This window comes from Nitrogeniibacter aestuarii (assembly GCF_017309585.1).
Taxonomy (GTDB): domain Bacteria; phylum Pseudomonadota; class Gammaproteobacteria; order Burkholderiales; family Rhodocyclaceae; genus Nitrogeniibacter; species Nitrogeniibacter aestuarii.
This window is the reverse complement of sequence record NZ_CP071321.1, coordinates 2060071-2074086: the sequence shown is the minus strand read 5'-3', so window position 1 is coordinate 2074086 and position 14016 is coordinate 2060071. Positions and strand designations below refer to the sequence as shown.

Here is a 14016-nt window from a genome sequence, read left to right as displayed (position 1 = left end):
CCGCGTCAGTTGTTGTCTTGAGCGCCGATCGCAGCCAGGCCGGCACGGGCGCATGCCTCGTCCTGCGCCTCGGAGGCACCGGACACGCCGATACCGCCAACCAGCTGATCGTCGATTCGAATGGGGAGCCCGCCGCCAAAGACCACCAGGCGGGGACGTACAGGGAAACCGAGCTTCATGCCCTCGTTGCCATCGAAGACTTTGGTCCAGTCTCCGGTCGAAAATCCGAAGCCGGCCGCCGTGTGGGCCTTGTCGATGGCGATATCGATGGACTGATTGAATGCGCCGGGCATGCGCAGGAACGCCGCCAGATTGCCGCCGCTGTCGCAGACAGCCACATTGATCTTGACGCCCAGTTCCCGCGCTTTCGCAACGGCAGCCCGGGTGGCTCGGGCAGCGGCATCGCAGCCGATCACGGCTTGCGTCACCACATCAGGTTCTGACCTGTTTTCGTTCATGGTGGTGTTCTCATGTCTCCATGGGAAAACACAATAATTTCGCTTTTTCTCGACGTCAACACTTTTTCTCGAGATTTTTTACTTTCCTCAAAGCTTCACCTTTGTTTAGAATCACGCACTACCCGTACGCAAAATGCGTCGCCATAAGAAAGGATCGCCATGAGCGAAGCGGCCACACGGAGAACCACGGCGTCTGAGGAGAGCGCCGATGCGCCCAAGACCCTGGTCGAAGGGGCGTATCACCGACTGCGCAGAGACATCATCGACGGCAAGCTCAAGCCGGGTGAGAAGCTGCGCGTCGAGCACCTGAAGACTCATTACGACGTCGGTGCCGGCACGCTGCGTGAAGCCCTGCAGCTGCTGATGACCGACGCGCTGGTCGTGGCGCAGGGACAACGCGGTTTCAATGTCGCCCCGATCTCCTTGTCGGATTTCGAAGACATCACGCGCACCCGCGTGCTGATCGAGACCGAAGCACTACGACAGTCCATCACCCGCGGCACCGACGAGTGGGAAGCCAACGTGCTGGGCGCCTTCCACCGCCTTTCCCGCGCAGAGGAACGGCTCGACTGGCAACAGACCGCCTCGCGCGAAGACTGGGAAGTACGCAACCAGTCCTTCCACGAAGCGCTCATCTCCGCATGCCCGTCGCGCTGGATCCGACACTTCCAGTTGCTGTTGTATCGGCAGTCCGAGCGTTACCGGCGGCTGTCCATGCACAACAACCCGATCCCGCGCGACGTACACGCCGAACACCAGAAGCTGTGTGACGCGGCCGTGGCCCGCGATGTGGATCGCGCCTGTGCCGTGCTCACCGAACACATCATCCGCACGCTCGACGGCATTCGTCAGTTGCCCTCGAACATCATCGAGCCGGCCAAGTCCGTCGAACAGGTCACCAAACCCAGACGCTCTGCTTCAGGGAAATGAGCCCACCCGTCGTCCGAGTGGCCCATCGTCGCGCCCTGCCGGGCAGCGAAGAAGCGTACGAGGCCGTGCTCAGAGGCATGTGCCAGGCGGTCAGCCAGTTCCCCGGTTTTCTCGGCGCCGAGATCACTCCGCCGCTTTCCCCCACGGACGAATACCGGGTCACCATCAAGTTCGAGACCGATGACAACCTGGCCACCTGGGATGCCTCGGACGAACGCCAGCGCTGGCACGAGGCCATGGCCCCGCTCACTGAAGGCCCGCCCGAATACCACCTGCTCTCGGGCCTGGATGCCTGGTTCATCCCCCCCAGAACCCCGGTTGCCCACCCGCCCTCGCGGGCACGCATGGCGCTGGTCACCTGGCTGGGCATCTTCCCGACCGTGTCGGTCTTTCTGTGGTTCGTCGCGCCCTACCTGGCAGACCTGCCGTTTCTGCCACGTACGGCAGTGCTCACGGCACTGATCGTGGTGACCATGACGTGGGTGGTGATGCCGCGACTGGTGAAATGGCTGAAGCCGTTTTTGCATCCGGCGAGGGATTGAAGTCCCTCGGGGTCAGGTAAGACCTGTTCCGGATACATCGAGCCCGTAAAGAAAAAGAAAGTCCGCACGAAGCTGCGAGATGTTGCTCTTGGCCAGTCTGAGGATGGTGCACCAGACCAGTGGTGACCGACGGCCAATATCGGACCTCCCAATCGCTCCGGGGCCTGGGGCAAAATGGATGTCCCTCATTAACGTCGCGAGCATCCATCATGGAGCTTTCCGCGCTCAAGACTGTTGTTCATAAGTTCTATGCTGACATATGGAACAAGCACGACAAATCGGCAATTCCTTCGCTGCTTCGGTCGGACTTCACGTTCAGAGGCTCTCTCGGGCAGCATAAAACCGGGCATTCCGAGTTTGCTGACTACGTCGATTTCGTTCATCAGGCCCTTGGTGCTTACCAATGCGACATTCTCGACCTGGTCGCGGAGGGTAACCAGTGTTTCGCCCGAATGCGCTTTTCAGGAATCCACCGTGGCGAATTTTTTGGTTTCAAGCCAACAGGGAAAACAGTCGAGTGGGCTGGCACCGCACTCTTCACGTTCAGGGACGGGCTGGTCGCTGACCTGTGGGTCCTCGGCGACGTGCATGGACTATTACAACTGCTAGATCGCAGTAGCGAGTAGTCCCGCGAAGTACCACTTCGCGTCGGCTGCAGACGATCACCTATTTCTTGCGAGCTTCGTTTCTCTGCGATTTGAATCGCCTGGTCCGAAGTCTATTGAGTCCGCCTACCGACTTCGCCGACCTGGGACCGTGCGCAAACAAGCGACGTAGCGGATATCAAAATTACGGACTTCATTTGTCGGTAGCAAAACCCTATACAGGTATCGAAACGCTGCTGGTTTCGCCCTGAAGGGCGACCTACTTTCTTGACGCGCAAGAAAGTAGGCAAAGAAACGCGTCCCGCTTTTCGTGGCCCTTCGGGCTTCCCTCGCTGCCCGAATGTCCGGCAGGCGGTTTCGCCAACTCGCCCCTGCGGGGCTCAGACAGCGAAACCGCTTTTACTGCCGGTCATTCGGGCGACTCGGCACGACAGAGGGATTGGGGGCGTGCCGGGCTGAAACCTTTTTCTCATGACAAGACGTTGTTCCCGGCGTCGCTGCGCTCGGCCGGGCTACGGACTCCACCAGAGTGGCACGCCCGCTTCGCCCTCGATCGCGCCAATCGACAAGCGCCGGGGGCGGATCAACGGCCTTCGCTGTCTGAGCCCGAAGGGCGAGTTGGCGAAGCACGCCGCCGCCGGGGTTTGGCGGTTGGGCATCGCCGCAGGCGACGCGACCGTGGGATGTGCTTCTTTGCTTACTTTCTTGCACAAGCAAGAAAGTGAGGCGCCCGCCGGGGCGAAACCCGGCCAATGGCGGTTCGTGCCTGAACGACCTCACGCATGAGTTCAGTGTTGAGTCGGGACACCATTCCATTCTTGTTTCGCTGCTGGTTTCGCCCTGAGGGGCGACCTACTTTCTTGACGCGCAAGAAAGTAGGCAAAGAGACGCATCCCGCTTTTCGTGGCCCTCCGGGCTCCCCTCGCTGCCCGAACGCTCAGCAGGTGACTTCGCCAACTCGCCCTGCGGGCTCAAACAGCGAAGTCACTTTTTCTGCTGATCATTCGGGCGACTCGGCACGACAGAGGGATTGAGGGCGTTCCTATCTGGCACCCCTTTCTGATTTCGACAGATGATCCCGGCGCCGCTGCGCTCGGCCGGGCTACGGATCTCACCGGAATTGCACGTCTGTAGTGCCCTCGATCGCGCCAATCGACAAGCGCCGGGGGCGGATCAACGGGCTTCGCTGTCTGAGCCCATAGGGCGAGTTGGCGAAGCACGCCGCCCACGGTGGTTGACGATTGGGCATCGCCGAAGGCGACGCGAGCGTGGGCTGTGCTTCTTTGCTTACTTTCTTGCACAAGCAAGAAAGTGAGGCGCCCGCCGGGGCGAAACCCGGCCGATGGCGGTTCGTGACTGAACGACCTCAGCCATCAGTTCAGTGCTGAGTCGAAGCACCATTCCATTTCTGTTTCGCCGATGGTTTCGCCCGCCGGGGCGAGACCCGGCCAGTGACGCCACCAGACGGAAGCCAGACCTGACGAATCACGACCAGCCTTCCCGGCAGGACCTGAAAGCCCGTCACCGCCGCACCCGGCATCGCTACGCTCAGCCGGGCGACACGGCACCCCCCTTCAGCTCACAACCGACAGGAACCGCTCATTGAGCTTCCGATCATGATAGAAAATCCCCGCCCCCACGTTATCAAACGTCCAGGTAATCGGATGATGATCCGGGTAGGTCTGATACCCGCCGCAGAAGGTTTCGAAGCGATTGCCTGACGGATCGAACGCATAGATGGTGGTGCCACGGGTGATGCCGTGACGCGTCGGGCCGATGTCGATGGACACCCGGTTCATGGACATGATGTCGGCCGCCTTGAGCACCCCTTCCCAACTCTCCAGGAAGAAAGCAATGTGGTGCAGCTTACCCGGCTCGGAGTGGCGCACGAAGGCGATGTCATGGGCCTTGTTGGAACACGACAGCCAGATGGCCAGGTCGGACTGGCCGTCTTCCATGAGCACCCGCTCGACCAGATAGAAACCCAGCACCTCTTCGAAGATCTTCTGCGCCTCTTCGATATTCGGGCCGTAGAGCAGGCAATGGTCCATGCGCACCGGGTTGATGCCTGGCACGTCGGGCACCCAGACTTCCGGGTTGGTATAGGGCATGCCGTTGCCCACGTCCGTCTTCTCGGCGTACAGCTCGATATCGTGACCGGTCGGCAAGGTGAAGCGGATGCGCTCACCCGTCTCCAGCATTTCACCGGCGGCGATACGCTCGGTGTGCAGGCCGTAGGCGCGCAGGTCGGCGTCGAGCCTGGCCAGGGTGGCCTTGTCGAGCACCTTGAAGCCGAAGAAATCCACGCCCGCCTCGACGGCCTCGCGGATGATGAAACTGTTGTGGTCGCGCTCGTCCTGGGTCTTGAAATAGACGCGGCCCTGCGTGTCGCGACCGGTCTCCTTGAGGCCCATGACCTCGGTGTAGAACTTGACGCTCTCGTCCAGATTGAGCACGCGCATCTGAAAATGGCCAGGGCGCAATACGCCGTTGACTGCCATGGTGTTCTCCTTCCTCAACACCCCTCCGGTCAGGGGCACCCCCGGGTTCGTTATGTGGGCGCCGCCCGGTTGCGGCACCTGTATCCGGGATGGTTTTCCGCGCCGAACAGCCGGTGCGGACGTCTCTCTCTGCTGGAAGAAAAACCCGACGGGGCCTCCTTGCGAAGGCCCCGTGTCCTGCTTAGCTCACCACCGACAGGAAGCGCTCATTGAGCTGGCGGTCGTGATAGAAGATCGCCGGACCGACCTGATCGAAGGTCCAGGTGATCGGGTGCTGATCGGGGTAGGCGTGATAGCCGCCCGAGAAGGTCTCGAAGCGGTTGCCGCTCGGATCGAAGGCGTAGATCGTGGTGCCGCGGGTGATGCCGTGGCGCGTCGGGCCGATGTCGATGGACACCCGGTTCATGGACATGATGTCGGCCGCCTTGAGCACCCCTTCCCAGCTCTCGAGCAGGAAGGACACGTGGTGCAGCTTGTCGGGCTCGCCATGCATCACGAAGGCGATGTCGTGCGCCTTGTTGGAGCAGGACATGAACACCGCCAGATTGCTGTTGCCGTCTTCCATCAACACGTTTTCGGTGGTGTAGAAACCCAGCACTTCGGTGAACAGCTTTTCCACCTCGGTGATGTTCGGGCCGTACAGCAGGCAGTGGTCGAAGCGCACCGGATTGATGCCCGGCTGGTTCGGCACGAAGACTTCCGGATTGGTGTAGGGCATGCCGTTGCCCACGTCGGTCTTCTCGGCATACAGCTCGAAGTGGTGCCCGGTGGGCGCCTGGAAGATCACGCGCTCGCCGGTCTCCAGCATTTCGCCGGCGGGAATGCGCTCGGTGGTGATGCCGAATGCGCGGATGTCGGCTTCGAGCCTGTCGAGCGTGGCCTTGTCCGCCACCTTGAATGCCATGGCGTCCATGCCGGCCTCGTCGGCCTCGCGCAGCACCAGGGAGTTGTGATCGTGTTCGTCGACGGTCTTGAAATACACGCGGCCCTGAGCGTCGCGGCCCATTTCCATCAGGCCCAGCACGTCGCGGTAGTGTTTGACGGCCTCGTCGAGGTCGAGCACGCGCAGGCGCACGTGGCCCGGGCGCAGAATTCCGTTTACTGCCATGTTGAGTCTCCTCCAGCCGGTCACCGTCTCGGATTCATGACATGCGCCAGCGGTTTATGTGTCGTGAGATTAAAGATATTGGCGTCTTTTCTCGACGTCAACGTTTTTTCTCGAGATTTTAAATCCGCTTGAACAAGGGACTTCTCACCTGCTGGGCGTCGGCGGCGGAAATGAAGCGCTCGGTGAAGATGTCGTTCTCGAACAGGCGGCCCTGCATGAGCGCACCGATGCAGGCGTCGATCATCAACGGCGGGCCACACAGGTACGCCTTGTGCCCGCGGAAGTCGTTGTCGAAATGCGCCACCGCCGCGTCATGGACGAAACCACGGAAGCCCGCCCAGTCGGTGCCCTCCGGCTCGTCGGAAAGCGCCGGCACGTAGGTGAAGTTGCCGTGCTGCTCGGCAAGCGCAAGGAACTCGTCGTGGTAATAGAGTTCTTCGCGGGTGCGCTGGCCGTAGACCAGCGTGATCGGTTGGCTACAGCCCTCCCCCAGCAGATCGAGAATCATGCTGCGCGGGCTCGACAGCCCCGAGCCACCCGCCATGAAGATCAGGGGCGACTCGGCCGACTTGCGCACGAAGAATCGGCCGTAGGGACCGGACAGGCTGATACGCTCCCCCACCTTGAGGTCTTCGTGAATCCAGGTGGTGCCTGCGCCCCCGGGCACGATGCGGATGTTCAGCTCCACCTCGTTGCCCTGCCCCGGCGCATTCGCCAGCGAAAAGGCACGCGAGCCGATGTGTGAAGGCAGCTCCAGGTTCACGTACTGGCCGGCCTGGAAATGAATGGGCTCGTCGAGTTCGATGAAGATGCCCTTGATGGTGGGCGTGAGCTGCTCGATGCGCGAGACCGTACCCGGAAAATCCTTCACCGGAATCGACTCGGCATCCGGCTCTTCGTCGATATCGGCCTCGATGGTCACGTCGGACTCGAGCCGCGCGCAACAGGCCAGGGTCTTGCCCTCGTCACGTTCGAAGTCCATCAGCGCAAAACTGGATGCCTCGCCGTGATCCACCTCGCCGTCGATCACATCGATCTTGCAGGTGGCGCACAGACCGTGGCAACAGGCGTGCGGCAGCCAGATGCCGGCACGCAAGGCGGCATCCAGAATGGTCTGATCCTCTTCGACCTCGATCGTCGTGCCCAGCGGCTCGATGGTCAGTTCATAACTCATGCAGTGTCTCCGTGGGGTGATGCACGCCAGCCGGCGTCCGGACTTCTGTGGCCCGGACGCCGGTGACGCGTGTTAGCTGCAGGAGCCCTTGATGCCGGTGAGGCCGGGCGTACGGAAGCGGATCACCGCCTTGTGACCGAGACCGTTCTCGGCGAGCGACTTGTCCGGCTGCGGTGTCCAGGGCTCACCGGACTTGAACCACTCGGTCTTGCTCCAGTCGATCTGGGCAAAGTCCGGGTGGTAACCGAAGGCACCGGGCAGCATGTTGTCGACCACCGCCTGGAAAGGCGTATCGGGCGGCAACATGAAGCAGAACGGCGCGCAAAACATGAGGTGGTCTTCCCAGCCCACGTACAGCAACTGGTTGCCGTGAAAGTTCTCGAGCCGGTCAGCGGATTCGAACTTGTATTCCTTGATGGCAGCAACGTCCATGAAAGTCTCCGTGTCAGTTCAAGGCCGGGGGGATGCGCGCGCACCCCCTCGCGCCTTTTATTCGTTGGTGGTTGCCATGCCGCGCCAGGCGGCAAAATTCTTCTGGTCTTCGGAGCCTTCGAAGTCCAGGTTGTCGCGCCCGAAATTCACGTGGTAGTACTCGAGCACCTTGGCCAGCGGCTCGAAGCCCTCCACTGTGGGATCGGTCCCCTCGGGGAAGCAGTTGCCCTGATAGATCTGATGCACCGGCAGCCAGGACTGCTTGTACTTCTCGGGCTCGTGCTCGAAGATGTCCTTGCAGCCATCCGAGCAGAAATGGAACTTCTCGCCCTGATAATCGACCTCGCGATAGCAGGTCTTGGTCGGGTCGCCTGGTTCGGTGAACACCATCGGGATCTGGCACACCTGGCACAGCTGGGGCAGCGTGGTGTTGTAGAAGCGGTTGCCCTTTTCAGCCTGCTCGCGCCAGAACTCCAGCCGGGGCCGGTAGTACTTGTCGAAGCTGTTCGGGTACTTCTTGGACAGCCAGTCCAGTTCGTCGTCGGTGGGCGACCAGGTATGGAAGTCGGCCGCCGCGCCGTACTGGTAGAAGGTCGACCAGGCCTGGTGGGAGATGTGGTCCTTGTCGAAGCTGATCTGGTCGAGCCACTTCGGCGGGCGGATGCCGTAGCGGGCCAGATCCTTGAACAGCGCACCGCCGTTCTGCTCGAAGTAGACCTCCCAGGCCTCCTTCCAGCTCATGATCCGCTTGGGCAGCATGTAATCCATCATCATGCCGACCAGGGTCAGCACGCGGTAACCCCGCCAGGTCCACTTGTCGATCCAGCGCTGGACGATGGGGATGTTGTCCGGGTCCTGCTCAAGAATGAACTTGATGATCTCCAGACCCAGGGTCATGTGGCGCGCTTCGTCCGACTGGGCGGAGAAGCCGAAGGTCATGGTGCCCATGTCGCCGTTGTAGGCCGCACCGGACACAAACGGCACGAACAGCAGGTTGGTGAGCACGTATTCGAACGAGAAGCCGATGGCGACCATGAACTCGAACGGGCCGGCCGTGACCGCATCGTCAAAGAAGGAACGCGGCACCGACAGGTACCACACGCGCTGCAGCATGTGCGCCGGGTCGTGGAAACCGTTGTAGTACTTGTTGTAATTCGACAGTGAGTGAATCTGCGTCTGGGCGTGACGCAACTCATCGAGCGACTGCATCAGGCAGGCCACACGCGGACCTGCGCCGGGGAAGGCCCGGCCGGCCATGGCAAAGCCACGGTGGGCCATGTACTCGAGCGGGCTGATGCCGGTCAGGAACAGCTTGATGGCATTGAGGTAGCGCGCGTCGGTCACGTTCAGGTGACCGTTGTTCTGCGCATAGGCCTCGATGATGGCGTAGAGCTTGCGCTCCTTTTCCGACTGGTATTTCCAGTAAGCGTCCATGGTCAGGCGGAACGGGTCTTCCCACTTGTCCCAGTCATGGATCTTGATGCCCTCGTATTCCACGAGCGGGTGGACGTCCTGGCGCGTCTGGTAGGTGGTTTCCCAATCCAGCTCGCGGGTCATGTGGCGGTATTTTTCTTTCAGTCCGAGCTTCTTGCCGGAGCCTGCTTTCATATCCATTGCATTTGTCTCCTGTTGGGTTCGCTCAGGCGTTCCAGTAGAGCGTCATTTCGTCGTCGGTCTCGTCCAGATGGCCCGAGAGCGAAATCAGGTTCACCTGGATTTCCTGAAGGTCGAAGTCGCGGCCGATGAGTTCCTCGATGGTTTCGCGGCGCACGACGATGCGGTCCTCGCAGTCGATCTTCACCATGGCGGGCTGGTGATTGACCACCGCATTCGGGTTGTCCTGCTCGATGGCCTCGATGATCGGCCGGGTTTCTTCGTTCGCCTGCAAGGCGATGAAAACGGTGGACATGGGTTGTCTCTCCTCAGACCGACAGGCCGGTTTTGGTCATGCGTGTGTTGAACTGCTCGACTTGCTCGGCGAGCAGTTCATCGGCCCCTTCGGCCACGGCAATCTGGGCCAGCGGGCGCAGGGCAGCCGCCGCGCGATCACGCCAGTGGGTCACCCAGGCTTCGATCTGCGCCTTGTTGGCCTCCGATTCCTTGAGCGCCGTCTTGAGCGTGGCATCGGCCCAGCGCTTGTTTTCGGCAAACCACTCGCTCATGAACTGGGTTGCCAGCGCCACCGGCGTGCCGCCCTGGCTGGCGAACACGCCATTGACGATTGCCTCATACACCATCGGGAACAGCAGGCCATCGAGGGCGACGGTCTGGGCCACGAACAGCTCGTACGGGTCCGTCACCACGAAGGTGTCTTCCACGTAACGGCGCAGGCCCTGCCACTCGTCGGCGTTCAGCCAGGCGTCTTTCGCCTCGTCCAGCGCAGCCTCGTCGCCCAGCAGCAGTCCGACGCGCGTCAGATACTGGGCGATGGCCAGCTGGTCCATCGACTGGAAGATGAAGGGCTGGGTGAAGGACGTGCCGTAGCCGTAGGCGCAGACCGAGGCGTTGTTCAGGTTGCCGCCCCAGGCCACATGACGCAGCGGGATGAGCAATCGGCGTGCACGCAGCAACAGGTCTTCGCTCATGGTGCCGACCAGGTTGTGCGACTCGACAAAGTTCAGGTTGGCCTCGGCGGCGTCCTGCTGCTTGGCACGGGCCAGGGTGTAGGCGCCGTAGTAGAACTGGCGCGGGTCCTTGAAGTCGTACCAGTCCTTCATCACGATCTTCGTCCGTGCGGTATCGAAGATCTCGTGATCCGGGTCCCAGGTCGGGCGGTACTGGAAGTTGGCCGTCGACTGCAGGTCGTACGAGCCTTCCTGGTAGCGGGACGCCGGCTTGTCGCCGAAACGACGTGCCACGTTGCTGTAGGTATGACGCAACGGTGTGATTGATACCGTTCGCAGGTCCATCTGCATGGGTGTCTCCTCCTCGTGTGTGCTTGTCTCGCCGGGTTCGATCCGGCTCAGTCGTTGTGTTTGAATCGTTCGGTGGTCGCGTCACGCAAGCGCCATTGCCAATCGGCACCGGTGTCCTCGATGGGGCGTTCGCCTTCGATGAACTCGACGGCGTTGGTTTCGCAGAACGCGTCGAAGGCGTCTGCGGGCAGCAGCATCTCGACGTAGAGTTCCGGCAGGCCGATGGAGAACTCGAACTCCACCAGACCATCATCGCGACGCTCGACCAGGCGGACGAACTTGCGATTCACATCGACGTGCGGTGTTTGGCTCGCCATTGGGTGTCTCCATTTCGTGAGCCTCTCCGGGCTCGATACACCCTATGTCTCAATTGCCGTGCCACTTTCGGAAAACCCAGCCGCCACGCCCGCTGCAAGCGAATTCTCGAGAATTTCGAAATTGAAGATTTATCTTATGGCTTGATCAAATGATCAAATAGCGTCATTTCGTTGATCATTTGATCAAGCCGATTTTTCGCGCTGCAACAATGACTTGCAACGCTTCCCCCGTCTCACGCCAGCTCAATCCCCATGAAAAAACCCGGCCAGCGCCGGGTTGTCGGGGTCGTTGTGTCGCACCTCAGGTCAGTGGCGGCGCCGAGCCTGCTGCGGCGGTGGCTTGTGCCAGAAAAGGCGATTTGGCCATTTTCTTGTCGAGACACTTCTTCAGGCCACCCACCACCTCCAGTTTCAGGTCGCTTCGCGCGTACAGTCGGCAGGCCAGCACGGTCCCGGCCTGCTCCTCTTCTTCACTGACGTAGGCGCGGCTCATCTTCTTCGTCTCGTAGTCGCCGCTCAACACAGTCACCTTGCACACGCCGCAACCCCCACCACGGCAGCCGACGGGAATGCCCCTGTAGTTCAGCCGCTCCATGCCACGCAGGACGTCCACGTCGTCACGACAGGTGAAACTGTCTTTCGTGTTAACCAGTTCGATTCGGTATTGCGCGCCTGTGCTTGACATGATCCGGCGACCTGACATTAATCTCGAGATTTCGTACCATAGCGAGAAACCGGTCGTGAAACATCTTGCACTGCACACAAGCAAGGACACGCCCGGGCTCACGAAACCCGTCTGCGGCCGGTGTCGCAAAGGGTGATATAAGAGCGGAAGCGGTCCGCAAAGCGTTCATAAAGACAGGCCGCAGCCCGGAGGAGACAAGGTGGCGGGACTTCAATACCCGGAGAACAATGACCTGCGTTCGCTGGTCCGGTTTGCATCGGAAGACGGGCTGATTCTGCTCGGGCAGAATCGCATGGTGCTGATGCATGCAACGGCGCTGAGCGAGCTACGCAAGGAACTCATCACCTCGGTCGGCAAGGAGCAGGCGCGCCGCATTCTCACGCGCATGGGCTACGCCGCCGGTGCCAGTGACGCCGAGGTCGCACGCAAGATCCGCCCGGACAGCAGCGTGTTCGACGCCTTCTCTGTCGGCCCCCAGCTCCACATGCTCGAAGGCAGCGTGAAGGTCGAGACGGTGCGTGTGGATGTCGACATGGAAAAGGGCCATCTCGACGGCGAGTTCGTCTGGCACAACTCCTGGGAGGCCGAGGCCCATCTGCACGAATTCGGTCATGCGGACGAATCCATCTGCTGGATGCTGGTGGGCTACGCCTCCGGTTATACGACCGCGTTCATGGGCAAGTTCGTTCTGGTGAAGGAAGTGGAATGCGCGGCCCATGGCGACAACCAGTGTCGCATCATCGCCCGCCCGGTCGAGGACTGGCCGGACGCCGAAGAATACCTCCCCTACTTCCAGGAAGACTCGATCGTCGGCCGGCTGCTCGAACTGCGCGAAGAGATCGACCAGATGCGGTCGAGTTTCGTCCAGCGCCATCGTGCCCAGAATCTGATCGGTGAATCGACCGGCTTTCGCAACGCCTACGACCTGATCCAGAAGGCGGCCGCCACGCACGTGACCGTGCTGCTGCTGGGCGAAACCGGCGTCGGCAAGGAGCGCTTTGCGCGCACGCTGCATGAATCGGGCTCGCGCCGGGACGGCCCCTTCGTGGCGGTCAACTGCGCCGCCCTGCCCCACGACCTGATCGAGTCGGAGTTGTTCGGTGTCGAGAAAGGCGCCTTCACCGGTGCCACCACCTCGCGCAGCGGCAAGTTCGAACGCGCCGACAACGGCACCCTGTTCCTTGACGAGGTGGGCGAACTGCCCCTGCCGGCGCAAGCCAAGCTGCTGCGCGTCCTGCAGGAAGGCGAAGTCGAGCGACTGGGCGACGAGAAGGTCCGCAAGGTCAATGTACGTCTGGTGGCGGCCACCAATGTGGATCTGCAAAAAGCGGTGCGCGAAGGCCGCTTCCGCAGCGACCTGTTCTACCGGCTCAATGTCTATCCGGTCACCATCCCGCCGCTGCGCGAGCGCATCTCGGATCTGCCCTTGCTCGTCGATGCCATGATCAAGCGCTTTTGCGCCGTGCACGAGAAAAAGCTCCTGGGCATCACCGACAAGGCCATGCGCAGCCTGAAACAGCATCCCTGGCCGGGCAACATCCGTGAGCTGGAAAACACCATCGAACGCGGCGTGATTCTCGCCACGCAGCACGACTGGATCGAGTCACAACACCTCTTCTTCGGGCAGGCGGGAGACGATGCCGGTCAGGAGTGCATCAGCCGCGACGGTGAACTGGAAAAGACCAGCACTACGAACCCGACGCAGCTTGCGGAGCGTCTGCTCGAAAGCGCCGGCTCGCTGGATGAAGTCGAAGCCACCCTGATCCGTCACGCCGTCGAGCAGGCCGATGGCAATCTGTCGGCCGCGGCGCGCGCGCTCGGCATTACCCGCCCCCAACTGTCGTACCGGCTGAAGAAGGTCAATAACGCGTGAGCACGCGCGACCATCGACACGGTCGCGTGCGCCGCTTCTGACAGCGCGTCGGACGAATACGCCCTTCCGTTTGCTCGATCAATCAAATCCGCCCCTCGCCCCGCAGCGGGCCAGCGGCGGCACGCCAAACCACGGCGAGCACACGCGGTAAATATTTTGTTGCAAAACGGAGGGGGCGCAAGGCGCCATGACAAGCGCACCAATCGCCTGTCGCTGCAGGTGCGATATTTCGCGATTTCATCCCGCCCAAGCCCGCGAAGCGTCCGCGTTCCTGCCTCGCTGCGCTGCGAGCGCAAGTCACCCGTACAGGTTTTCAGCGAACTAGCGCACAAGCCTGTCGCGCACTATTTACCCCGTTTCACGGTTGCATCCAGATGGCATTGTTCCTAGGCTGAAAAAGCCCTGCAAGTGCTGACCGCCACAATGGCGCATGAAAGCCGCTGTCGCACCTCTGCCTTGTCTGGCCTTCCGCTGCC

General features: G+C 61.3%; 14 protein-coding genes. 4 read left to right on the top strand and 10 right to left on the bottom strand.

Going from position 1 to position 14016, the window contains the following annotated elements:
* Positions 1 to 5: 5 nt before the first annotated feature.
* Positions 6 to 458 carry a GlcG/HbpS family heme-binding protein gene (locus J0W34_RS09565; RefSeq protein WP_227814745.1) on the bottom strand — a complete coding sequence of 151 codons (453 nt, stop codon included), beginning with the start codon at positions 456 to 458 and terminating at the stop codon, positions 6 to 8.
* A gap of 159 nt (positions 459 to 617) precedes the next feature.
* On the opposite strand from J0W34_RS09565, the gene J0W34_RS09560 reads away from it, so the two are divergent.
* The 3 genes from J0W34_RS09560 to J0W34_RS09550 all read left to right on the top strand — a co-directional run bounded on the left by J0W34_RS09560 (position 618) and on the right by J0W34_RS09550 (position 2556).
* Entirely contained in the window at positions 618 to 1388 is a 771-nt protein-coding gene (locus J0W34_RS09560) for a GntR family transcriptional regulator (protein WP_227814746.1), read from the top strand.
* Positions 1385 to 1930, top strand: coding sequence for an antibiotic biosynthesis monooxygenase (locus J0W34_RS09555; RefSeq protein ID WP_230971507.1), 546 nt, complete (start codon positions 1385 to 1387; stop codon positions 1928 to 1930). Before J0W34_RS09560 ends, J0W34_RS09555 begins: the two co-directional genes overlap by 4 nt.
* Positions 1931 to 2139: 209 nt before the next feature.
* Positions 2140 to 2556 carry an ester cyclase gene (locus J0W34_RS09550; RefSeq protein WP_230971506.1) on the top strand — a complete coding sequence of 139 codons (417 nt, stop codon included), beginning with the start codon at positions 2140 to 2142 and terminating at the stop codon, positions 2554 to 2556.
* 1553 nt (positions 2557 to 4109) lie between these two features.
* Here J0W34_RS09550 and J0W34_RS09545 read toward each other — a convergent pair.
* From J0W34_RS09545 to J0W34_RS09505, 9 genes are all read right to left on the bottom strand, one after another.
* Entirely contained in the window at positions 4110 to 5036 is a 927-nt protein-coding gene (locus tag J0W34_RS09545; protein ID WP_230971505.1) for a catechol 2,3-dioxygenase, read from the bottom strand.
* 181 nt (positions 5037 to 5217) lie between these two features.
* Positions 5218 to 6144 carry a catechol 2,3-dioxygenase gene (locus J0W34_RS09540; protein ID WP_230971504.1) on the bottom strand — a complete coding sequence of 309 codons (927 nt, stop codon included), beginning with the start codon at positions 6142 to 6144 and terminating at the stop codon, positions 5218 to 5220.
* A 118-nt stretch (positions 6145 to 6262) separates the two neighbouring features.
* Positions 6263 to 7318, bottom strand: a complete 1056-nt coding sequence (locus J0W34_RS09535; protein WP_230971503.1) for an NADH:ubiquinone reductase (Na(+)-transporting) subunit F — start codon at positions 7316 to 7318, stop codon at positions 6263 to 6265.
* Between the two features lie 72 nt (positions 7319 to 7390).
* The gene (locus J0W34_RS09530) at positions 7391 to 7750 is read right to left on the bottom strand and encodes a phenol hydroxylase subunit P4 (RefSeq protein WP_230971502.1); all 360 of its coding nucleotides are present in this window, start codon (positions 7748 to 7750) and stop codon (positions 7391 to 7393) included.
* A gap of 57 nt (positions 7751 to 7807) precedes the next feature.
* Complete coding sequence (locus J0W34_RS09525; protein ID WP_227814753.1) at positions 7808 to 9364, bottom strand: aromatic/alkene/methane monooxygenase hydroxylase/oxygenase subunit alpha; 1557 nt, start codon at positions 9362 to 9364, stop codon at positions 7808 to 7810.
* Positions 9365 to 9389: 25 nt separating this feature from the next.
* Positions 9390 to 9659 carry an MmoB/DmpM family protein gene (locus J0W34_RS09520; RefSeq protein ID WP_227814754.1) on the bottom strand — a complete coding sequence of 90 codons (270 nt, stop codon included), beginning with the start codon at positions 9657 to 9659 and terminating at the stop codon, positions 9390 to 9392.
* A 13-nt stretch (positions 9660 to 9672) separates the two neighbouring features.
* On the bottom strand, positions 9673 to 10665 hold the full coding sequence (locus J0W34_RS09515; RefSeq protein ID WP_227814755.1) for a ferritin family protein: 993 nt from the start codon (positions 10663 to 10665) through the stop codon (positions 9673 to 9675).
* Between the two features lie 47 nt (positions 10666 to 10712).
* Entirely contained in the window at positions 10713 to 10982 is a 270-nt protein-coding gene (locus tag J0W34_RS09510) for a phenol hydroxylase subunit (protein ID WP_227814756.1), read from the bottom strand.
* A 301-nt stretch (positions 10983 to 11283) separates the two neighbouring features.
* Entirely contained in the window at positions 11284 to 11667 is a 384-nt protein-coding gene (locus J0W34_RS09505) for a 2Fe-2S iron-sulfur cluster binding domain-containing protein (protein WP_227814757.1), read from the bottom strand.
* A 199-nt stretch (positions 11668 to 11866) separates the two neighbouring features.
* Here J0W34_RS09505 and J0W34_RS09500 point away from each other — a divergent pair, with 199 nt between their 5' ends.
* The gene (locus J0W34_RS09500) at positions 11867 to 13540 is read left to right on the top strand and encodes a sigma-54-dependent Fis family transcriptional regulator (RefSeq protein WP_230971501.1); all 1674 of its coding nucleotides are present in this window, start codon (positions 11867 to 11869) and stop codon (positions 13538 to 13540) included.
* Positions 13541 to 14016: the final 476 nt, after the last annotated feature.

Coding starts and splice junctions, on each gene's coding strand:
- J0W34_RS09565 (WP_227814745.1), bottom strand. CDS start 458: ATGAACGAAAACAGGTCAGAACCTGATGTGGTGACGCAAGCCGTGATC.
- J0W34_RS09560 (WP_227814746.1), top strand. CDS start 618: ATGAGCGAAGCGGCCACACGGAGAACCACGGCGTCTGAGGAGAGCGCC.
- J0W34_RS09555 (WP_230971507.1), top strand. CDS start 1,385: ATGAGCCCACCCGTCGTCCGAGTGGCCCATCGTCGCGCCCTGCCGGGC.
- J0W34_RS09550 (WP_230971506.1), top strand. CDS start 2,140: ATGGAGCTTTCCGCGCTCAAGACTGTTGTTCATAAGTTCTATGCTGAC.
- J0W34_RS09545 (WP_230971505.1), bottom strand. CDS start 5,036: ATGGCAGTCAACGGCGTATTGCGCCCTGGCCATTTTCAGATGCGCGTG.
- J0W34_RS09540 (WP_230971504.1), bottom strand. CDS start 6,144: ATGGCAGTAAACGGAATTCTGCGCCCGGGCCACGTGCGCCTGCGCGTG.
- J0W34_RS09535 (WP_230971503.1), bottom strand. CDS start 7,318: ATGAGTTATGAACTGACCATCGAGCCGCTGGGCACGACGATCGAGGTC.
- J0W34_RS09530 (WP_230971502.1), bottom strand. CDS start 7,750: ATGGACGTTGCTGCCATCAAGGAATACAAGTTCGAATCCGCTGACCGG.
- J0W34_RS09525 (WP_227814753.1), bottom strand. CDS start 9,364: ATGGATATGAAAGCAGGCTCCGGCAAGAAGCTCGGACTGAAAGAAAAA.
- J0W34_RS09520 (WP_227814754.1), bottom strand. CDS start 9,659: ATGTCCACCGTTTTCATCGCCTTGCAGGCGAACGAAGAAACCCGGCCG.
- J0W34_RS09515 (WP_227814755.1), bottom strand. CDS start 10,665: ATGCAGATGGACCTGCGAACGGTATCAATCACACCGTTGCGTCATACC.
- J0W34_RS09510 (WP_227814756.1), bottom strand. CDS start 10,982: ATGGCGAGCCAAACACCGCACGTCGATGTGAATCGCAAGTTCGTCCGC.
- J0W34_RS09505 (WP_227814757.1), bottom strand. CDS start 11,667: ATGTCAAGCACAGGCGCGCAATACCGAATCGAACTGGTTAACACGAAA.